22 protein-coding genes are annotated in these 18,889 nt (G+C 74.5%); 8 read left to right on the top strand and 14 right to left on the bottom strand.

All coding sequences use genetic code 11. From position 1 onward, the window contains the following. A partial coding sequence (locus tag NH342_RS10165) for a copper resistance protein CopC (RefSeq protein WP_253014377.1) occupies positions 1-552 on the bottom strand: 552 nt, incomplete at its 3' end. After that, positions 549-1,190, bottom strand: coding sequence for a zf-HC2 domain-containing protein (locus NH342_RS10160; protein ID WP_253014375.1), 642 nt, complete (start codon positions 1,188-1,190; stop codon positions 549-551). The genes NH342_RS10160 and NH342_RS10165, both read right to left, overlap by 4 nt. A gap of 77 nt (positions 1,191-1,267) precedes the next feature. On the opposite strand from NH342_RS10160, the gene NH342_RS10155 reads away from it, so the two are divergent. From NH342_RS10155 to NH342_RS10135, 6 genes are all read left to right on the top strand, one after another. Further along, positions 1,268-1,834: a sigma-70 family RNA polymerase sigma factor gene (locus NH342_RS10155; protein ID WP_253014373.1), complete on the top strand. Its 567-nt coding sequence runs from the start codon at positions 1,268-1,270 to the stop codon at positions 1,832-1,834. Between the two features lie 48 nt (positions 1,835-1,882). Then, positions 1,883-2,500, top strand: coding sequence for a DUF47 domain-containing protein (locus tag NH342_RS10150; RefSeq protein ID WP_253014371.1), 618 nt, complete (start codon positions 1,883-1,885; stop codon positions 2,498-2,500). Positions 2,501-2,507: 7 nt separating this feature from the next. Next, positions 2,508-3,509: an anion permease gene (locus tag NH342_RS10145; RefSeq protein WP_308200634.1), complete on the top strand. Its 1,002-nt coding sequence runs from the start codon at positions 2,508-2,510 to the stop codon at positions 3,507-3,509. A 10-nt stretch (positions 3,510-3,519) separates the two neighbouring features. Continuing rightward, entirely contained in the window at positions 3,520-4,920 is a 1,401-nt protein-coding gene (locus tag NH342_RS10140; RefSeq protein ID WP_253014369.1) for an MFS transporter, read from the top strand. Between the two features lie 27 nt (positions 4,921-4,947). Next, positions 4,948-5,043, top strand: coding sequence for a putative leader peptide (locus NH342_RS24505; RefSeq protein ID WP_374209426.1), 96 nt, complete (start codon positions 4,948-4,950; stop codon positions 5,041-5,043). 101 nt (positions 5,044-5,144) lie between these two features. Next, positions 5,145-6,074 carry a sulfite exporter TauE/SafE family protein gene (locus NH342_RS10135; protein WP_253014367.1) on the top strand — a complete coding sequence of 310 codons (930 nt, stop codon included), beginning with the start codon at positions 5,145-5,147 and terminating at the stop codon, positions 6,072-6,074. Between the two features lie 64 nt (positions 6,075-6,138). On the opposite strand, the gene NH342_RS10130 is transcribed toward NH342_RS10135, so the two are convergent. Further along, positions 6,139-7,107, bottom strand: coding sequence for an epimerase (locus tag NH342_RS10130; RefSeq protein WP_253014365.1), 969 nt, complete (start codon positions 7,105-7,107; stop codon positions 6,139-6,141). Between the two features lie 95 nt (positions 7,108-7,202). Between NH342_RS10130 and NH342_RS10125 the strand changes: the two genes are divergently transcribed. Further along, the gene (locus NH342_RS10125) at positions 7,203-7,901 is read left to right on the top strand and encodes an SDR family oxidoreductase (protein ID WP_253014363.1); all 699 of its coding nucleotides are present in this window, start codon (positions 7,203-7,205) and stop codon (positions 7,899-7,901) included. On the opposite strand, the gene NH342_RS10120 is transcribed toward NH342_RS10125, so the two are convergent. The 8 genes from NH342_RS10120 to NH342_RS10085 all read right to left on the bottom strand — a co-directional run bounded on the left by NH342_RS10120 (position 7,877) and on the right by NH342_RS10085 (position 14,706). After that, the gene (locus NH342_RS10120; RefSeq protein WP_253014361.1) at positions 7,877-8,737 is read right to left on the bottom strand and encodes a DUF1684 domain-containing protein; all 861 of its coding nucleotides are present in this window, start codon (positions 8,735-8,737) and stop codon (positions 7,877-7,879) included. The two genes, NH342_RS10125 and NH342_RS10120, sit on opposite strands and share 25 nt — an antisense overlap. Positions 8,738-8,772: 35 nt before the next feature. Further along, positions 8,773-9,270: a DUF5994 family protein gene (locus tag NH342_RS10115; RefSeq protein ID WP_253014359.1), complete on the bottom strand. Its 498-nt coding sequence runs from the start codon at positions 9,268-9,270 to the stop codon at positions 8,773-8,775. A 254-nt stretch (positions 9,271-9,524) separates the two neighbouring features. Continuing rightward, positions 9,525-11,420 carry a translational GTPase TypA gene (gene typA / locus NH342_RS10110; RefSeq protein ID WP_253014357.1) on the bottom strand — a complete coding sequence of 632 codons (1,896 nt, stop codon included), beginning with the start codon at positions 11,418-11,420 and terminating at the stop codon, positions 9,525-9,527. 263 nt (positions 11,421-11,683) lie between these two features. Next, on the bottom strand, positions 11,684-12,007 hold the full coding sequence (locus NH342_RS10105) for a hypothetical protein (RefSeq protein ID WP_253014355.1): 324 nt from the start codon (positions 12,005-12,007) through the stop codon (positions 11,684-11,686). A 17-nt stretch (positions 12,008-12,024) separates the two neighbouring features. Continuing rightward, the gene (locus NH342_RS10100; RefSeq protein ID WP_253014353.1) at positions 12,025-12,786 is read right to left on the bottom strand and encodes a thioredoxin domain-containing protein; all 762 of its coding nucleotides are present in this window, start codon (positions 12,784-12,786) and stop codon (positions 12,025-12,027) included. Next, the gene (locus NH342_RS10095; protein ID WP_253014351.1) at positions 12,783-13,256 is read right to left on the bottom strand and encodes a MauE/DoxX family redox-associated membrane protein; all 474 of its coding nucleotides are present in this window, start codon (positions 13,254-13,256) and stop codon (positions 12,783-12,785) included. Before NH342_RS10095 ends, NH342_RS10100 begins: the two co-directional genes overlap by 4 nt. Before the next feature lie 47 nt (positions 13,257-13,303). Then, positions 13,304-14,080 carry an alpha/beta fold hydrolase gene (locus tag NH342_RS10090; RefSeq protein ID WP_253014349.1) on the bottom strand — a complete coding sequence of 259 codons (777 nt, stop codon included), beginning with the start codon at positions 14,078-14,080 and terminating at the stop codon, positions 13,304-13,306. 71 nt (positions 14,081-14,151) lie between these two features. Beyond that, positions 14,152-14,706 (bottom strand): YceI family protein, encoded by a 555-nt coding sequence (locus NH342_RS10085; RefSeq protein ID WP_253014347.1) that lies wholly within the window; start codon positions 14,704-14,706, stop codon positions 14,152-14,154. A gap of 89 nt (positions 14,707-14,795) precedes the next feature. Between NH342_RS10085 and NH342_RS10080 the strand changes: the two genes are divergently transcribed. Further along, complete coding sequence (locus NH342_RS10080; protein WP_253014345.1) at positions 14,796-15,308, top strand: MarR family winged helix-turn-helix transcriptional regulator; 513 nt, start codon at positions 14,796-14,798, stop codon at positions 15,306-15,308. On the opposite strand, the gene NH342_RS10075 is transcribed toward NH342_RS10080, so the two are convergent. The 3 genes from NH342_RS10075 to NH342_RS10065 are packed head-to-tail and all read right to left on the bottom strand — an operon-like array spanning position 15,283 to position 18,889. Continuing rightward, entirely contained in the window at positions 15,283-17,364 is a 2,082-nt protein-coding gene (locus NH342_RS10075; RefSeq protein WP_253014343.1) for a xanthine dehydrogenase family protein molybdopterin-binding subunit, read from the bottom strand. The genes NH342_RS10080 and NH342_RS10075 overlap by 26 nt on opposite strands. Beyond that, complete coding sequence (locus tag NH342_RS10070) at positions 17,361-18,371, bottom strand: xanthine dehydrogenase family protein subunit M (RefSeq protein WP_253014341.1); 1,011 nt, start codon at positions 18,369-18,371, stop codon at positions 17,361-17,363. The genes NH342_RS10075 and NH342_RS10070 overlap by 4 nt, the downstream gene beginning before the upstream one ends. Then, complete coding sequence (locus NH342_RS10065) at positions 18,368-18,889, bottom strand: 2Fe-2S iron-sulfur cluster-binding protein (RefSeq protein WP_253014339.1); 522 nt, start codon at positions 18,887-18,889, stop codon at positions 18,368-18,370. The genes NH342_RS10070 and NH342_RS10065 overlap by 4 nt, the downstream gene beginning before the upstream one ends.

Genomic DNA, 18,889 nt, shown 5'->3' with positions numbered 1-18,889 from the left:
CCCGGCGAGGGTGAGCACCCGCGCCCGCCGCGACCCCCAGCCGGCCGGCCAGCACAGCGCCAGCACGACGGGGACGCCCAAGCCCAGGGCGAGCCCGCCGAAGCCGAGCCAGCGGGCGACCGGCAGCAGGGCGGCCACCCCGGGGTCGGTGCCGCTGCCGGCCTCGGCCCCGGTGGCCGGCACCAGCTCGCCGTCCCCGACGACGAAGGCGTAGGCCCCCGACACCGGGTGCGAGTCGGCCGAGACGACCCGCCAGGTGACGACGTAGCTGGCGTCGGGCAGGTCGTCGCGCAGCGGGATGGTCAGCACGTCGTCGGTGACCGACGCGGCGCCGGTGTCCACCCGGTCGCCGCCGGCGCCGAGCACCCGGGCGTAGCCGGCGCCGAGGGACACCGCCTCGTCGAACTGCAGGGTCACCTCGGCCGGCGCGGTGTCCAGCCGGGCGCCCTCGGCCGGCGAGGAGGTGACCAGGGTGGCGTGCGCGCTGGCCGGTCCCGCGGCGCCGAGCAGCAGCCCCACCCCGGCGAGCAGGACGACGACCAGCCGCCTCACGCGAGCACCCGCACCCCGGCGGCACCCCGGGCGGCGCGGCGGCGCCCCCGCCAGGCCAGCGCGGCGGTCAGCAGCAGCCCGACCAGCAGCAGCAGGTGGCCCACGGCGCGGTCGGCGTGCACGTGCCCGGACTCCAGGTCCGCGACCGTGGTCACGGTGAGCACCACGGTGAAGGTCACCAGGAACGGGAGAGCGCCGGGGGCCAGCCGGGGCGCGGCCGCGCAGGCGAGGAAGGCGACGGCCAGGCCGAGGTTCCAGGCGCCGGTCTCGTGCGCCATGTGCACCGGGGCGCTCATCGCGCCCGCGCCGTCCAGCAGCGACGGGGTGGCCAGGCCGATCTGGGCCACGCCGACGGCCAGCAGGGCCAGCCGCAGCGCGGTGGTGACCAGCCGGGACCGGGCTGCTGCGGCGGCGCCGGGCAGCCGCTCGGGCAGCGCGGTGAGCACCGTGGCGGTCAGGTCGGGGACGGCGGGTGCGGGGGCCAGCCGGGCGCGGCGGGTGAGCGTGCCGGCGGTGGCCACCCACGCCGCGCAGGAAGGGCAGGCATCCAGGTGCGCGTCCAGGGCCGGGGCGGGGACGGGCGACCCCTCGCCGTCCATCCGGGCCGACGCCGCCTCGCGGAAACGCTCGCAGTGCATGGAGTGGTGGTCGCCGGGGAATGGCCCCGGGTTCCCGCGCCGTCCGCATGGTGGCGGTCACACGTCAGACTGGGGGCGTGACCGACCCCGTCGACGAGCTGGCCCGGGTTGCCCGGGACGCCGCCGACGGCGACCCGCTGGCGGCCGCGGCGCTGGTGCGCGCCACCCAGGCCGAGGTCTGGCGGCTGTGCGCGCACCTGGGCGACCGGCAGTCCGCCGACGACCTGACGCAGGAGACCTACCTGCGCGCGTTCGGCTCCCTGCACCGCTTCGAGGGCCGCTCGACCGTGCGCACCTGGTTGCTGTCGATCGCCCGGCGCACCTGCGCCGACGCCATCCGCGCCCGCAAGCGGCGCCGGCTGGTGCTGGTCGGCGACGACGAGCTGCTCGAGCGCACCGACGGTGTCGACCGCACCGGCCAGGGCGCCGCGGTGGACGACCTGCTGGCCCGGCTGCACCCCGACCGGCGGGAGGCGTTCGTGCTCACCCAGCTGATGGGGCTGCCCTACGCCGAGGCGGCCGAGGTGGCCGGGGTCCCGGTGGGCACCATCCGGTCCCGGGTGGCCCGGGCGCGCGGGGACCTGGTCGACGCGCTGGCCGACGGCGCGGACGACGGCTGGCCGGGTGCAGCGCGGGCGAGATGACCTGCAGGTGAACGGTTGGTGTACGCAAGGGGGCTCTAGGCTCCCCGCGTGCCCTTCAGCCTGACGCCCAAGGACTCGAGCTTCTACGACATGTTCACCGCCTCGGCGGTCAACCTCGTCGAGGCGACGGGGGTCCTCGGCGACTTCCTGCACGACCACCTCCGGCGCGACGAGCTCGCCCGCACCCTGCGCGACCTGGAGCACAAGGGCGACAACGCCACGCACGCGGTCTTCCGACAGCTGAACTCCAGCTTCGTCACCCCGTTCGACCGGGAGGACATCTACGCCCTGGCCAGCGACCTGGACGACGTCATGGACGCCATCGAGGCCGCCGCCGACCTCGTCGTCCTCACCGGGCTGGGCACGCTGCCCGCCGAGATGGGCCAGCAGGTCGCCCTCCTGCAGCGCTGCGCGCAGGTCACCGCGGACGCGATGCCGCGGCTGAAGGCGATGAAGGGGCTGTCGGACTACTGGATCGAGGTGAACAGCCTGGAGAACGAGGCGGACAAGCTCTACCGCCGGCTGCTCTCCCGGCTGTACTCCGGGGAGTTCGACGCCCTGGAGATCCTCAAGCTCAAGGAGGTGGCCGACCAGCTCGAGGAGGCCGCCGACGCCTTCGAGCACGTGGCCAACGTCGTCGAGACCATCGCGGTCAAGGAGTCCTGACCCCATCGTGGACGGGCTCTTCCTGGCGATGGTCGTCATCGTCGTCGTCGCGCTGGCCTTCGACTACACCAACGGGTTCCACGACGCCGCCAACTCGATCGCCGTCGCGGTCTCCACCAAGGCGCTGACACCGAAGGTCGCCCTCGCGCTGGCCGCGGTGATGAACCTGGTCGGCGCGCTGATCTCCACCGAGGTCGCCAAGACCGTGGGGGCGGGGATCATCGACACCCCCGAGGGGGGCGGCGGGCTGCAGATCGTGTTCGCCGCCCTGGTCGGCGCGATCACCTGGAACCTGATCACCTGGTACTTCGGGCTGCCCAGCTCCTCCTCGCACGCCCTCATCGGCGGGCTGGTCGGCGCCGCGCTGGCCGCCGTCCACTCCGTGCAGTGGATGGGCATCGTGGAGAAGGTCGTCGTCCCGATGGTGCTCTCGCCGCTGGTCGGGTTCGGGCTGGGCTACCTGTTCATGCTGGCCATCCTGTGGTCCTTCCGGGGCGCCAACGTCACCCGGGCCAACCGCGGGTTCCGGTACGCCCAGATCGTCAGCTCCGCGACCATGGCGCTGGGCCACGGCCTGCAGGACGCGCAGAAGACGATGGGCATCATCACCCTCGCCCTGGTGACCGCCGGGCAGATCGACACCTTCGAGGTCCCGTTCTGGGTCATCCTCGCCGCCGCGCTGGCGATCAGCGCCGGCACCTACGCCGGCGGGTTCCGGATCATGCGCACGCTGGGCCGCCGGATCATCCAGCTCACCCCGGCCGGCGGGTTCTCCGCGCAGACCGTGGCCTCCGCGGTCATGGTCACCACCGCCACCGTGTTCGCCGTCCCGGTGTCCACCACGCACATCACCACCACCTCGATCATGGGCGTCGGCGCCACCCGCCGGCTGTCGGCGGTGCGCTGGGGCGTGGCCGGGAACATCGTCGTGGCCTGGGTGTTGACCCTCCCGGCCGCGGGCGCCGTGGCCGCGGGCGTCTACTACGTGGTGCACGCGATCGTCGGCTGACAGGAGACACGTGCCCGAGCTCCGGTTGGGGACGACGCCGGCCCGCTGGACGCTGCTGGCGACGGTGCTGGCCTCGGCGATGGCGTTCCTGGACTCCACCGCCGTCAACGTCGCGCTGCCCACCATCGGCCGGGAGCTGGACTCCTCGCTGTCGGGTCTGCAGTGGACCGTCACCGGCTACACCCTGGCGCTGGCCGCGCTGATCCTGCTCGGCGGGGCGCTGGGCGACCGGTTCGGCCGGCGCCGGGTGTTCCTGGTCGGCGTCGTGTGGTTCGCCGCCACGTCGCTGCTGTGCGGGCTGGCACCCTCGACCGGTCTGCTGGTCGCCGCCCGCGTGCTGCAGGGCATCGGCGGGGCGCTGCTGGTGCCCGGGTCGCTGTCGATCATCCAGGCCTCCTTCGCCCACGCCGACCGCGGCCGGGCGATCGGGCTGTGGTCGGGGCTGGGCGGGATCGCCGGGCTGGGTGGGCCGTTCCTCGCCGGCTTCCTGGTCGACTCTGTGAGCTGGCGATGGGTGTTCCTGATCAACGTGCCGTTGGCGGTCGCCGTCGTCGCGGTCTCGCTGCGGCACGTGCCCGAGAGCCGCGACGAGGGCCACCGCGGCCGGTTCGACGTCGCCGGGTCGGCGCTGGCCGCCCTGGCGCTGGGCGGCACGACCTACGCGCTCATCGACGCCGGCCGCGGGCCGGGCACCTGGGTGGCCCTGGCGGTGGGGGTGGCCGCGGCCGCCGGGTTCCTGGTCCGCGAGCGGACGGCGGCGGACCCGATGCTGCCGCTGGGCGTCTTCGCCGACCGCCGGTTCAGCGGGGCCAACCTGACCACGCTGGCCGTCTACGGGGCGCTGGGCGGGATGTCGTTCTTCCTGGTGCTGCAGCTGCAGACCGTGCTGCGCTACGACGCGCTGGCCGCCGGTGCCGCCGTGGTGCCCTCCATCCTGCTCATCTCGCTGCTCTCGCCCCGGGCCGGCGCGCTGGCGGCCCGCACCGGGCCGCGGCTGCCCATGACGGTCGGCCCGCTGGTGGCCGCCTCCGGGGTGGCCTACCTGTCCTTCGTCGACGCCGGGTCCCGCTGGGCCACCGCGGTGCTGCCCGGGTCGGTGCTGTTCGGCCTCGGCATGGCGCTGACCGTCGCGCCGCTGACGGCCACCGTCCTCGACGCCGCCCCCGACCGGCTCGCCGGGGTGGCCAGCGGGGTGAACAACGCCGTCGCCCGGGCCGCGCAGCTGCTCGCCGTCGCCGCGCTGCCGCTGGCGGTCGGCCTGTCCGGCGACGACTACGCCCGGCCCGACGCGTTCACCGACGGCTACGCGCTGGCCATGCGGCTGTGCGCCGTCCTGCTGGTCGCCGGGGGCCTGGTGTCGCTGGTCACGCTGCGGCCGTCCCAGCAGATGGGACAGCCACTCACTACTTAGTCCATCGGACTGGTAGACATTGTATCCGTGCCGACGTCCCGCCCGCTCCCGGGTAACTACCTGGTGGGCCGGATCCACGTCGACCTCGCGCGCGTCACGACCGCGGCCTGTCCGGCCCGCTGACGTCCTCCAGGGCCCCGTCCTCCACGGCACCGCCCTGACCCCGGCGCGGGTGCGCGGCCGGGGGCCTCCCCGACCGCTTCACTCCTGCCTGGAGATCCATCGTGCGCACCCTCGTCCTGTTCGCCCTGGTGGGCCTCGGCGCCCAGCTCGTCGACGGCAGCCTCGGCATGGGCTACGGCGTCACCTCGACGACGCTGCTGCTGGCCGTCGGCGCCGGCCCGGCCGCCGCCTCGGCCACCGCCCACCTCGCCGAGATCGGCACCAACCTCGCCTCCGGCGTCGCGCACTGGCGCTTCGGCAACGTCGACTGGCGGGTCGTGCTGAAGGTCGGCGTGCCGGGGGCGGCCGGCGCCGCGGCCGGCGCCACGTTCCTGTCCTCGCTGGACACCTCGGTCGCCGCCCCGCTGATGAACACCGTCCTGCTGGCGCTGGGCCTCTACGTGCTGGTCCGCTTCACCGTGCGCGGGCTGAACCGGCAGAACCTGGGCAAGCCGATGCGCCGCCGCTTCCTCGTCCCGCTCGGCCTGTTCGCCGGGTTCGTCGACGCCACCGGCGGCGGCGGGTGGGGCCCGGTCGGCACCCCCGCGATCCTGGCCAGCGGCCGGATGGAGCCACGCCGGGTGATCGGCTCGATCGACACCGCGGAGTTCCTGGTCTCCGCCTCGGCCTCGGTCGCGTTCCTGCTGGCCCTGGGCTCGCAGGGCATCGACCCGGTGTGGGTGCTCGGTCTGCTCGCCGGTGGCCTGGTCGCGGCGCCGATCGCCGCCTGGCTGGTCCGGCACGTGCCGCCGCGGCTGCTGGGCTCCGCCGTCGGCGGGATCATCGTGTTCACCAACACCCGGTCGCTGTTCGCCGTCTTCGAGGTCGCCGACGCGGTCCGCTGGCCGGTGTACGCGGTGGTCGTGCTCGGCTGGGCCGGCGCCGTCGCCTGGTCGTGGAAGCAATACCGCGCCGACACCGAGGCCGAGTCGGTCGAGGCCGCACGGCGCCTGGAGGCCGAGCGCCGCGCGGAGCTGGTGCGCCGCGACTGACGCGCAGCGGCTCCACCCACCGGGGCGCGCCCCCTGCCCCCCGTCACGGCGTGGGCCAGGGCGGTCAACCAGGGCGGTGGTCGGCGACCAGGCGGGACTCGAGCTCGGGTGGCAGGCCGGGCAGGTCGCGGCCGGGCGGGGGCACCGGCAGGTCGGCGTGCCGCTGCCGGGCCCAGGTGTCGGCCACCGTCTCGCGCACGGGCCTGCTGGGCAGGCCGAGCTCCCGCGCCCGGGTGGTGTCGACGTCCCAGGCGGTGCGCGCGACGTCGGCGGGCAGCCAGAACGGCAGGTGCTGCCACGGCTGCACCCCCGCGGCCAGAAGCTCGGCCTCGGGTACGACGACCCACTCGGCGTCGCCGCCGGTGACCTCCCGGCAGGTGTCCAGCAGCCCGCCGAGCGTGGTCATCCCGGCCGGGCCGGTGGCGTTCACCGGACCCGACGCCTTCCCGCACACCCCGACCAGCCAGCCGGCCAGGTCGCGGACGTCGACCAGGGCGATCGGCTGGTCCAGCGCGTCCGGGACGACGACCGGCCCGCCCGCGGCGATGCGTCCCAGCCACCAGCCCAACCGGTGCAGCCGGTCGTGCGGGCCGGCGACCAGGCCGGCCCGGGCGGTGAGGAACCGGTCGCCGTGTGCCGCACCCAGCACCCGCTCGGCGTGCGCCTTCACCGGGCCGTACTCGTCGTCGTCGGTGTCCCAGGTGGGCTCGTGCTCCCCGCGCACCGGCCCCGGCGGCCACTGCCGGTAGGCGTTGAGGCTCGACACGAAGGCGTAGCCGCGGGGGTCGAGCACCGCGGCGTGCTCGGCGGCGGCCCGGGTCTGGCAGGAGGTGTCCACCACCAGCTCCGGCGCCCACGCCCGGACGTCGTCCGGCAGCGGGTCGTCCCGGTCGGCCCGGAAGGCGCGGACGCCGTCCGGCGGGTCGCCGGAGACACCCCGGGTCAGGACGGCGACGTCGTGGCCGGCCGCGCTGGCGGCGTCCACCACGTGCCGGCCGAGGAAGTGGGTGCCGCCGAGCACCAGCAGTCGCATGCCCCCACCCTCGGGGCGGCCCGGGTGCGGCGTCCAGCCGGTTCGCCGACAGCCGATGCGTTGCGCGTGACCGACCGGGTAGGGGGTGCTGCGACGTGCACCCCACCAGGAAGAGGTCCGGCATGCCGGTCATGGCCATCATCGGAGCAGGACGCGGGCTGGGCGCGGAGACCGCCCGCCGGTTCGGGAAGGAGGGCTACGACATCGCGCTGATCGCCCGCAACCAGCAACGGGTCACCGACCTGGCGCAGGACCTGTCGGGCGAGGGCATCACCGCCGGCGGGTTCGTCGCCGACGTCCGCGACCCCGACTCGATCACCCACACCCTCGACACCGTCGGGCAGGCCATGGGGCCGGTCGAGGTGCTGCAGTACAGCCCGCTGCCGGACAAGACGTTCCTGCGCCCGGTGCTGGAGACGACCGCCGCGGACCTGGTCGGGCCGGTGCAGTTCTCGGTCTACGGGCCGGTGGCCGCCGTCCGGCAGGTGCTGCCGGGGATGCGGTACCTGCCCGAGGGCGCGAGGCCCTCGATCCTGTTCGTCAACGGCGGGTCGGCCGTCGTGCCGAACGCCGGGGTCGCCGGGACCAGCGTGGCCTTCGCCGGGCTCACCGCCTACGCGCAGATGCTGCACGAGGTGCTGGCCGGCGAGGGCATCCACGTGGCCCAGCTGGTCATCCCCGGCGCCATGGTCGACGGCGACCCGGTGAAGGGCCCCGACGTCATGGCCGGGCACCTGTGGGACCTGCACACCGGCCGCAGCGACTTCCGCTACCAGGTCGAGGGCTCGGACTGACCGGCCAGCACTGCGCCGTAGTCGGTGGGGCGGGCGGTGCCGCGCACGGTCGGCGTCCGCTCCCCCGCCTCGACGGCGATCGGCAGCCGGTTCTCCGCAGGCGGGGTCGGGCAGGTGGCCAGGTCGGTGTAGGCGCAGGGCAGGTTGACCGCCCGGTTCAGGTCGACCTCGACGGTCCCGTCGGCGTCGGGCACCAGGTGCAGCGACCGGAACGGGTACGTGGTGTCCCCCGACGTGGCGTCGGAGAACAGCACGGTCAGCGCGCCGTCGCCGTGGCCCGGGAAGGCGCGCAGCGCGTGGTCGGTGCCGTCGAGGGTGAACTCGACGGTGCCGGGGGCGTCGTAGACGTGCTCGACGCCCTCCAGGACGCCCGGCACGGTGGTCGGGCGCGGCGCGTCGAAGGGCACGAACCGGCCGGTCACCGCCCAGCGCGGGTCGGCCGGGAACGTCGGGGTGCCGGGGTGGGCGGCCAGCAGCGGCGAACGCGGGTCGCGCACCCGGACGACGTACCGGCCACCGCGCTCGGCGACCTCCACGGCCACCTCGCCGGCCAGCAGCAGCCGGCTCTCCCGCAGACCCAGCTCGCCGACGACGTGCTCACCGTGCACGGCGGTGCCGTCGACGAGCAGCTCCTCGCCCTCGGCGAGGACCACCACGACGCCGCGGTCGTCGGCCGACCAGCGGCCGGGCGCGCCGGGGGCCGTCACGGGCCGCTCGCCGAGCCAGGTGAGCGAGGTGACGGCGAGGAAGCCGTGCGGGTCGGTCAGCCGCTGCTCGCGGTCCTGGTGCCAGGCGGCCCACTCGTCGGCGAAGGTCTGCTGCACGGTGCTGGTCATGCCGCGGTCAACGACGCCGGCCGCCCGGGTAGTCCTCAGCCGGCGGTCTGCACCGGGATCTCGCCGGTGCGCAGCGCCGGGTGGCTGCCCGCGGCGGCGAGCACCGTGCGGGCGCTGAGGGCCACGCCGGGCACCGACGCCATCCGCATCGCGCGGGCGCTGAACAGCGCCTCGGTGCCGGGCGGGACGACGAGCAGCTCCAGGTGCAGGTCGTCGGGGGCGCAGGTCAGCCGCACCAGCTGCGGGTCGCCGGTGGCGAACCCGCCCACCCGGACCAGCCGGTCGCCGACGGCGAGCTTGCGCGGGACGGCGTGCCAGGTGGCGAAGGGGTAGGTGAAGCGGGTGACGTGCACGCCGCGGCGGGCGAGCGCGGCCACCAGCTCCGGCAGCTCGACAGCCAGGTCGGTCGAGCGCGGCCACCACGCCCCGTGCAGGCCGGGCCCGGCGTCCGTGCGCAGGCTGACCCGCGCGTCGATGCCCCCGCGGAACCCCGGGAGCTCCTGCTCACCGATCCACGCCGCCCGGTCGGCCACCGGCACCACCCCTCGCTCGAAACCCCGCGTCGGACCCCCGACGGACGAACGCTAGGGCCGCCGGCTGTGGGTCCGACCGGGACACGCGGCGCCCCACCAGCCCCGCGCGCCCCACGGCCAGCCATCACGCACAGCAACCGCACCACTGCGCGCCACCCCGCAGCTCGTCGTCGATCGACGCCGGCTGATCACTCCGGGGCGGGAATGATCGCTCAGCGTCGATCGACGGCCGGCCCCGCCGTGGAGGCGGCGGGTCACTCGCCGGGCTTGGGCTTCTTGTTGCGCTGGCGGCCGCGGATCGTCTGGTCCAGCTCGACCTTGCGGATCCGGACGGCGGCCGGGGTGACCTCCACGCACTCGTCCTCGGCGCAGAACTCCAGCGCCTGCTCCAGGTTGAGCACGCGCGGCGGGATCAGCCGCTCGAGCTCCTCGGAGGTGGACTTGCGCATGTTGGTGAGCTTCTTCTCCTTGGTGATGTTCACGTCCATGTCGTCGGGACGGGAGTTCTCACCGACCAGCATGCCCTCGTAGACCTCCGCACCCGGCTCGACCATGAGCTGGCCGCGCTCCTGCAGGGAGAACATCGAGTAGGTGGTCGCCACGCCGGCGCGGTCGGCGACCAGCGACCCGGTGGGCCGGGCGCGCATCTCCCCCAGCCACGGCTCGTAGCCCTCGAGCACGTGGTTGAACACGCCGGTGCCGCGGGTCTCGGTGAGGAACTCGGTGCGGAACCCGATCAGCCCGCGCGAGGGGGCGACGTACTCCATCCGGGCCCACCCGGTGTCGTGGTGCACCAGGTTCTCCAGCCGGCCCTTGCGGACCGCCAGCGCCTGGGTCAGCGTGCCGACGTACTCACCGGGGGTGTCGATGGTGACCCGCTCGACCGGCTCGTGCAGCGCGCCGTCGATCGTCTTGGTGACCACCTGCGGGCGGCCGACGGTGAGCTCGAAGTCCTCGCGGCGCAGCTGCTCGACCAGGATGGCCAGGGCCAGCTCGCCGCGGCCCTGCATCTCCCAGGTGTCGGGGCGCTCGGTGGGCAGCATGCGCACCGAGACGTTGCCGACCAGCTCCTGGTCCAGGCGGTTCTTGATCAGCCGGGCGGTGACCTTCTTGCCCGACTTGCCCGACAGCGGCGAGGTGTTGATGCCGATGGTGATCGAGATGGAGGGCTCGTCGACGGTCAGCGCCGGCAGCGGCCGCGGGTCCTCGGGGTCGGCGAGGGTGTCGCCGATGCCGATGTCCTCGATGCCGGCGATGGCGACCAGGTCACCGGGGCCGGCGCTGTCGGCCGGGGTGCGGGTCAGGCCCTCGGTGACCAGCAGCTCGGTGATCTTGACCCGGGTGATGGTGCCGTCGACCTTGCACCAGGCGACCTGCTGGCCGCGCTTCATCTCACCGGAGTGGATGCGCAGCAACGCGAGGCGGCCGAGGAACGGGGAGGCGTCGAGGTTGGTGACCTGCGCGCGCAGGGGCTCCTCGGCGTCGTAGGTCGGGGCCGGGATGGTGTCCAGCAGCGTGGTGACCAGCGGGCCGAGGTCCGGGCTGTCGGGGACGGTGCCGTTCTCGGGCTTGGTCAGCGAGGCCTGGCCGGTGCGGCCGTTGCAGTAGACGATCGGGAACTCGAGGGTCTCGGCGGGCAGGCCGGCGTCCTCGAGCAGCTCCATGAACAGCTCGTAGCACTCGTCGACGACCTCCTCGATGCGGGCGTCGGCGCGGTCGGTCTTGTTCACCGCGAGGATGACCGGCATCCCCTTGCCCAGCGCCTTGCGCAGCACGAAGCGGGTCTGCGGCAGCGGGCCCTCGGAGGCGTCCACCAGCAGCACGACGCCGTCGACCATCGACAGGCCGCGCTCGACCTCGCCGCCGAAGTCGGCGTGGCCGGGGGTGTCGACGATGTTGACGACGACCGGGTTGCCGTCGGCGTCGGCCAGCCGGATGGCGGTGTTCTTGGCGAGGATGGTGATGCCGCGCTCGCGCTCGAGGTCCATGGAGTCCATGACCCGGTCCTGCGTGGAGTCGTTGTCGGTGCCCTCGCCCTTGGCGCGGCCGAGGGCGCCGGCCTGCCGGAGCAGGGCGTCGACCAGGGTCGTCTTGCCGTGGTCGACGTGGGCGACGATCGCCACGTTGCGCAGGTCGTTGCGGGTGGGCATGCGGAACAGCACCTCAGGAGCTCGGGGATGTCGCAGCGCCTCACGCCGCGAAGGTCGCCGACCGGCGACCTTCCCATGGTAGGCGCTGCGGCGACCTCCCCCGGCGTGTGCGCGGTCACCCCCCACCCCGCGCGGGTTCCCCGGCGGCAGACGCCCGGGCGTGGATCAGCTCCGACGAGCACCGTGCATCCTCGGCCACCGACGTCGGTGGCGGAGGATGCACGTTCGTCGTCCCACCTGATCGATGCCGCGGCGGGGGCGGGTCAGCGGTCGGCGACGCCGTAGGCGATGCCGGCGGCCACCGCGGTCACCGTGCCCACGGCCAGCCACGCCGGCCAGCCCACGCCGATGGCCAGCACGTGCGCGAGCACGAACGCCACCAGGTAGACCGCGGACAGGCCGGCGGTGACGGCCCAGCCCCGGCGGCGGCGCCACAGCCAGCCGGCGGCAACCCCGCCGGCGACGAACACCGCACCACCGAGGGCCCGGACGCCGGTGCCCTGCGCGATCGCGAAACCGGCGGCGAGCCCCACCGCCACCGGCAGCGCACTGGGCAGGGACGTACGGGTGAGGGTGCTGCTCGACATGGCCCCAGTGTCCCCGCTCATGCGGCGGCGTCCTCGACCGCGGTCCGCAGGCCGTCGGCGGACAGGTCCGACAGCCGCGTGCCGTCGACGAACACGGTGGGCGTGCCGGTGACGCCGTCCTTCGAGGCCTGGTCGGTGGCGTTCTTCACCCAGTCGCCGTAGACCAGGTCGCGGATGTCGGTGGCGACGTCCTCGCCGGTGGCGCCGGCCTGCTGGGCGTAGGCGATCAGCTGGTCGTCGGTGAGCCCGCTGCCGGTCTGCTCGTCGGGCTGGTTGGCGTAGAGCAGGTCGTGGAACTGCTGGTAGGCCGCCGTGCCCGCGTCGGTGGCGACCACGGCGGCGGCGTTGAGCGCCCGGGTGGAGTAGTCGTCGTTGCGCGAGGAGTCCAGGAACGCCATGCCGTGGTAGACGATCGTGACGGTGCCGGCCTGCTCGAGCTGCTCGAGCGTCGAGCCCGCGGCGTCCTCGAAGGCCTTGCAGTTGGGGCACTGGAAGTCCTCGTAGACGTCCACGGTGACCGGCCCGGTGCCCACGGAGAACGTGTAGCCGTTGCCCCCGGCCGACAGGTTGCCCGGGCTGGCCGCGTCCGCCGCGGTCGACGTCCGGGACGTCTGGACGACGATCGCGACCACCACGGCCACGACCACGACGACGGCGGCGACCACGCCCCCGACGACGGTGCGGCGGCGGCGCTGCTCGGCGGCGCGGGCGGCGGCCTCGGCGGCGCGCTTGGCGGCGATCCGCTGCCGGGCGGCTTCCTTCTTGGTCGACGTGCTCATGGTCGGGCGGGCTCCAGTCGGGACGAGAGGGCGAGACGGGAGTGCGGCCACCGGGCCAGCGCGAGGGCCACCAGCAGCAGGCCGGTGTCGCGCAGGGTCTCCGACAGGTACCGGGTCTCCCCCGCGGCCACCTGACCGCCCCCGCCGAAGCAGCCGCAGTCGATCTGCAGGCCGCGGGCCCAGGCGGAGACGATGCCGACGAGGAAGACCACCATCAGCACCGCGGAGGCGACCGCGGCCGCGCGGACGGCCACCCCGGCCAGCAGCGCCAGCCCGACGACCACCTCGACGGCGGGCAGCCCGAAGGCGACCGGCGCGACGAGCGGCTCGGGCAGCAGCTGGTAGGCGCGGACGGCGCGCACCGCGGCGGCCGGGTCGGGGAGCTTGAGCACCCCGGCGACGACGAGGACGCCGCCCAGCAGCAGCCGGGCGGCCGTCGCCAGCCAGGGGCGCACGTCGTCGGACCGCACGACCTCCACTGTCGTCGCCGGACCCCCGGGAGTTCCTGGGAACCGGCTCAGAGTCCGCTGGCGAACTCCCGCACGCGGGCTGCGAACCTCTCGGGCCGGCGCAGGTGCGGGTGGTGGCCGAGGTCGTCGCCGGCGTCGTCGGTCCAGTGCTCGACGGTGGCGGTCGGGATGCGGGCGGTCAGCCAGGCGGCGTGGTCCGGTCCCGGGTCCAGGCCGTGCAGGGACAGCACCGGGACGGTGACGGCGGCCGCCGTCCGCTCGACGAAGGCGTCCAGGTCAGCGGGCGACCAGTCCAGCAACGGCGTCCAGATGCCGGTGACGACGTCCTGCCGGGGACGGCGGCGCGCGGCGAGCAGGGCGGCCTCGGGAGCCGGCGTGCTGCCCTGCATCGAGGAGAACATCGCCGTCATGAAGCCCTCGAACTCGGCCGTCGAGCCGCGCAGCAGCGGGGCGGCCTGCTGCACGCCGGCCTGCAGCCCGCCGAGCGCCAGGGGCTGGTCGACGTCGACGACGCCGCGGGTGGCGTGCCGGGCGGCGACGACCACGGCGAGCAGGCCGCCGAGGGAGTGCCCGACGACCAGCGGCGGCTCGTCGCCGAAGGTGGCGGCGACGTCGTCGGCCATGTCCTCGAGGTCGTAGCCCCCGGGGCCGCCGGGGCCGTCGGGCGAGGCGCCGTGGCCGCGCAGGTCGACGGTGGTGACGGTGGCCCACGGGGTGAGCAGCGGGACCACCGGCGCCCAGAAGGAGGCGTCCTCGGTGATGCCGTGCAGCAGGACCAGCGGCGGGCCGGAGCCCTCGGTGGTGGTGGCGAGGTCGACGGTCACCCCGCGCATCGTGCCCGACGCGCGAGAGCCCCGGTACCCGTCCGGGCACCGGGGCTCTCGGCGGACGTCGCTCAGGCGGTGCGGAGCACGGCCTCGATCTCGAGCTCGACGGAGATCTTGTCGCCGACGACGACGCCGCCGCCGTCCATCGGCATGTCGATGTCCACGCCGTACTCCTTGCGGGAGATCTCGGTCTTGGCCGAGAAGCCGGCACGGGTGCCGCCGTAGGCGTCCGGGCCGAAGCCGTTGAGCTCCAGGTCCAGGGTGGTGGGCTTGGTGATGCCCTTGATGGTGAGGTCGCCCTCGACGGTCCAGTCGTCGCCCTTGGCCTTGATGGCGGTGGAGCGGAAGGTCATGACCGTGTGGTTGCCGGTGTCGAAGAAGTCGGCGCTCTTGATGTGGGCGTCGCGCTGCTCCTGGCGGGTGTCGATCGAGTCCATGTCGATGGTGGCCTCGACGGTGGAGTCGGCCGGGTCCGCGGCGGTCACGAGGACGCCCTCGAACTTCGTGAAGTACCCGCGCACCTTGCTGACCATCATGTGGCGGACGGAGAAGCCGACCGTCGAGTGGGCTGCGTCGATGTCCCAGGTGCCGGCGAGGTAGCCGGGGATCTGCGTGCTGGTCATGGTGACCTCCAAGTCGTTGAGCGTTTGACTGCTTCGCCGGACCGTAGCGTAGTTGAAGGCTTGAGCATTCCGCCAGTACCCTGGTGGGCATGTCCGACGAGGTGTCGTCTCCGTCACAGCCGCGCTGGCTCACCGCCGAGGAGCAGCAGGCCTGGCGCGCCTGGCTCTACAGCACGCTGCTGCTGCAGGACCGCCTCGACCGCGAGCTCACCCGGGCCACCGGCATCTCCCATGCCTACTACGAGATCCTGGTGCAGCTCTCGGAGACCCCCGGCCGCGCGCTGCGGATGAGCGACCTGGCCGACCGTTGCCTGTCCTCCCGCAGCCGGCTCTCCCACGCGGTCTCCCGGCTGGAGGAGCGCGGCTGGGTGCGCCGGCAGGTCTGCGAGGACGACGGCCGCGGCCAGCTCGCCGTCCTCACCGACGAGGGGTTCGCCGCCCTCGAGCAGGCCGCCCCCGTGCACGTGGAGAGCGTGCGCACGCACCTGTTCGACCAGCTCACCCCCGAGCAGGTGCGCGCCCTGCGCGACATCGGCCAGACCCTGCAGGCGCACCTCTCCCCACCGCGCCAGACCCTCAGCGGAACCACTTGTCGGGCGTGATCGGCAGGTCGCGCACCCGCCGGCCGGTGGCGTGCCAGTAGGCGTTGCCGATGGCCGCGGCCGCACCGACGATGCCGATCTCGCCGATGCCCTTGGCGCCCAGCGGGTTGTGCCGGTCGTCGGTCTCGTCGACCCAGCTGATGTCCATCTCGCCCACGTCGGCGTTCGCCGCGATGTGGTACTCGGCCAGGTCGTGGTTGGCGTAGTGCCCGCGGGCCAGGTCCAGCACCGACTCCTCGTGCAGCGCCATCGACAGGCCCATCGTCATCCCGCCGAGGAACTGGGAGCGCCCGGTGGTGGCGTTGACGACCCGGCCGACCGCGAACACGCCGGTCATCCGCGGCACCCGGACCTCGCCGGAGTCCTGGTCGACGCGGACCTCGGCGAAGTGCGCGCCGAACGCGTGGCTGGAGTACCGCTCGGCCTCCTCCCCCGGGCCCGACTCGCCGGTCACCGTCACCCCGCCGGCCGGGACCTCCCGGTCGGCCAGCTGCTCGGCGGCGGCGATGATCGCCGGACCCCACGAGGTGATGCCCGTCGACCCGCCGGCACCGGAGGCCTTCGGCAGCCGGCTGTCGCCGATCCGCAGGTCGACCTGGTCCATCGGCACCCGCAGCGCGTCGGCGGCGATCTGGGTGAGCGCGGTCCAGGCCCCGGTGCCGATGTCGGAGGCGTCGATGCTGACCACGTACGGCTTGCCGGGCACGGCCTCGATCCGGGCCGCCGAGGGACGCCGCCGGGTCGGGTAGGTGGCCGCGGCGACGCCGGTGCCGACCAGCCAGCGGCCGTCGGTGCGGACCCCGGGCCGCGGGTCCCGCCCGGCCCAGCCGAAGCGCTCGGCGCCCTGGCGCAGGCAGGCCACCAGGTTCCGGGTGCTCCACGGCACGTCGCGCTCGGGGTCCCGGTCGGGCTCGTTGCGCAGCCTCAGCTCGACCGGGTCGATGCCCAGCTCGGCCGCGAGCTCGTCCATGGCCGACTCGAGCGCGTACATGCCCGGGGTCTCCCCCGGCGCGCGCATGATCGTCGGCGCCGGCACGTCGAGGCGGGCCAGCCGGTGCGTGGTGCGGCGGGCGGGTGCTGCGTACATCAGCCGGGTAGCCGTCGCGGTCTGCTCGGCGAACTCCGCGTTCTGCGAGGTGTGCTCGACGACCTCGTGGCTGATCGCGGTCAGCGTGCCGTCGGGCTGCGCGCCGAGCCGCAGCCGCTGGATGGTCGGCGTGCGGTGCCCGACCAGGGTGAACATCTGCTGCCGGGTCAGCTCCAGCTTCACCGTGCGGCCGGTGACCTTCGCGGCCATCCCGGCGATGAGCTGGTGCACGTGCGTGTAGGCCTTGGAGCCGAACGCACCGCCCACGTAGGGCGAGGTGATGTGCAGCCGGTCCTCGGTGATGCCGAACGCCTCGGTGATCACCGGGACGAGGTTGTGCGGACCCTGGTTGGCGTCCCACATGCGCAGCACCGCGGCGTCCCCGTCGCCGTCCCAGCGGGCGACGGTCGCGTGCATCTCGATGGGGTTGTTGTGCTGGTTCGGGGTCTCGTAGGTGACGTCGATGCTCACCGGCGCGGCGGCCAGCGCCGCGTCCACGTCGCCGATCACCGAGTCGGTGTCGAAGCCGGCCATCAGCTGCTCGGGGGCGTAGAGGTCGTCGCGGTCGGTGCGCAGCTCGACGTCCGGCGGCTGGGCGTCGTAGCGGACCACCACCCGCGCCGCGGCGTCCCGGGCCACCTCGGAGGTCTCCGCGACGACGGCGGCGACCGGCTCGCCGACGTAGCGCACCCGGTCGGACTGCAGGACGACGATCTCGTCGGCGACGTCGCCCAGGCGTGGCGCGTTCTCGTGCGTGAGGACGGCGAGCACCCCGGGGACGGCCTCCGCCGCGGAGGTGTCGATGCCGGTGACCCGGCCCCTGGCCGCGGTGGACTGCACCAGCGCGACGAAGACGGCCTGCGCGTCCAGCTCGTGCTCGTAGGCGTAGGGGGCGCGGCCGCGGACCTTGGCCGGCCCGTCGATGCGGCGGACGTCGCTGCCGACGGCCCGTTCGGTGGTGGCGGTCATGCGCGGGCCTCCGCGAGCTGGACGAGGGTGCGGGTGATCATGTTGGTGGCCATCGGGACCTTGAAGGCGTTGTCGGGCAGCGGCCGGGCGGCGGCGAGCTCGGCCTCCGCCGCGGCGGTGAAGGCCTCCTCGGTGGCCGGCCCTCCGCGCAGCGCGTCCTCCGCGACGGTGGCCCGCCACGGGGCGTGCGCCACCCCGCCGAGGGCGATCCGGACGTCGCGGACGGTGGACCCGTCCAGGTCCAGCGCGGCGGCGACGCTGACCAGCGCGAACGCGTACGAGGCCCGGTCGCGGACCTTGCGGTAGCGCGAGCGGGTGGCCCACGGCAGGGCCGGGACGTCGATGGCGGTGATCAGCTCGCCGCGGGCCAGCGTGGTGTCCCGCGACGGGTCGTCGCCGGGCAGCCGGTGCAGCTCGGCCATCGGCACGACCCGCTCGCCGTCGGCACCCAGCACCCGCACCGAGGCGTCCAGCGCGCGCAGCGCGACCGCCATGTCCGAGGGGTGGGTGGCGATGCAGGTGTGCGCCGAGGTGGGCCCCTCGTCGGTGGCGCCGAGGACGGCGAGGTTGCGGTGGAAGCCGTCCACCGCACCGCAGCCCGAGCCGGGCTCACGCTTGTTGCAGGGCATCGTGGTGTCGGTGAAGTAGGTGCAGCGGGTGCGCTGCAGCAGGTTCCCGCCGGTGGTCGCCCGGTTGCGCAGCTGCCCGGACGCCCCGGCCAGCAGCGCCTGCGCCAGCAGCGGGAAGCGCTGCCGCACCCGCAGGTCGGCGGCGAGGTCGGCGTTGGGCACCGCGGCGCCGATCCGCAGGCCGCCGTCGGGCAGCTCCTCGACCTGGTCGGAGGTCAGCCGGCGGACGTCGACCAGCACGTCAGGGGTCGCCACGCCCAGCCGCATGAGGTCGACCAGGTTGGTGCCCCCGCCCAGATAGGCGCCCTCGGGTTCGCCGCTGAGCAGGGCGACCGCGCCGGCGGGGTCGGCGGCCTTCTCGTACCGGAACTCCCTCATGCCCGCACTCCCTGCTCGGTGGCGACCTCCGCGACCGCGGGGACGATGTTGGCGTAGGCGGCGCAGCGGCACAGGTTGCCGCTCATCCGTTCCCGGATCTCGCCGTCGGTCAGCTCGGCCCGCTCGGCGACCAGGTCCTCGGTGACCGCGCTCGGCCAGCCCTGCGCGGCCTCGGCCAGCACGCCGGCGGCCGAGGTGATCTGGCCGGGGGTGCAGTAGCCGCACTGGTAGGCGTCGTGGTCGACGAAGGCCTCGTGCAGGGCGTGCGGCCCGTCGGCGGCCAGGCCGTCGGACGTCGTCACCTCCGCGTCGTCGGCGGTCACCGCCAGCACCAGGCAGCTGTTCACCCGCCGGCCGTCCAGCAGCACGGTGCACGCACCGCACTGGCCGTGGTCGCAGCCCTTCTTGGCGCTGGTGGTGCCCAGCCGCTCGCGGAGAGCGTCGAGCAGCGAGGTGCGGGTGTCCACGGTGAGCGCTGACCGCGCCCCGTCGACCTGGAGGGTGATCTGGTGGTCCAC

This window comes from Klenkia sp. PcliD-1-E (assembly GCF_024124375.1).
Classification (GTDB): domain Bacteria; phylum Actinomycetota; class Actinomycetes; order Mycobacteriales; family Geodermatophilaceae; genus Klenkia.
The sequence above is the reverse complement of the archived record's forward strand: the minus strand, read 5'-3'. Positions and strand labels throughout refer to the sequence as shown.

Bases quoted from the DNA above. Each gene is read 5' to 3' on its own strand.
- typA (WP_253014357.1), bottom strand. From the start codon at position 11,420: ATGCCCACCCGCAACGACCTGCGCAACGTGGCGATCGTCGCCCACGTC.
- NH342_RS10160 (WP_253014375.1), bottom strand. From the start codon at position 1,190: ATGCACTGCGAGCGTTTCCGCGAGGCGGCGTCGGCCCGGATGGACGGC.
- NH342_RS10085 (WP_253014347.1), bottom strand. From the start codon at position 14,706: ATGACCAGCACGCAGATCCCCGGCTACCTCGCCGGCACCTGGGACATC.
- NH342_RS10100 (WP_253014353.1), bottom strand. From the start codon at position 12,786: ATGAGCACGTCGACCAAGAAGGAAGCCGCCCGGCAGCGGATCGCCGCC.
- NH342_RS10080 (WP_253014345.1), top strand. From the start codon at position 14,796: ATGTCCGACGAGGTGTCGTCTCCGTCACAGCCGCGCTGGCTCACCGCC.
- NH342_RS10070 (WP_253014341.1), bottom strand. From the start codon at position 18,371: ATGAGGGAGTTCCGGTACGAGAAGGCCGCCGACCCCGCCGGCGCGGTC.
- NH342_RS10105 (WP_253014355.1), bottom strand. From the start codon at position 12,007: ATGTCGAGCAGCACCCTCACCCGTACGTCCCTGCCCAGTGCGCTGCCG.
- NH342_RS10120 (WP_253014361.1), bottom strand. From the start codon at position 8,737: ATGACCAGCACCGTGCAGCAGACCTTCGCCGACGAGTGGGCCGCCTGG.
- NH342_RS10075 (WP_253014343.1), bottom strand. From the start codon at position 17,364: ATGACCGCCACCACCGAACGGGCCGTCGGCAGCGACGTCCGCCGCATC.
- NH342_RS10130 (WP_253014365.1), bottom strand. From the start codon at position 7,107: ATGCGACTGCTGGTGCTCGGCGGCACCCACTTCCTCGGCCGGCACGTG.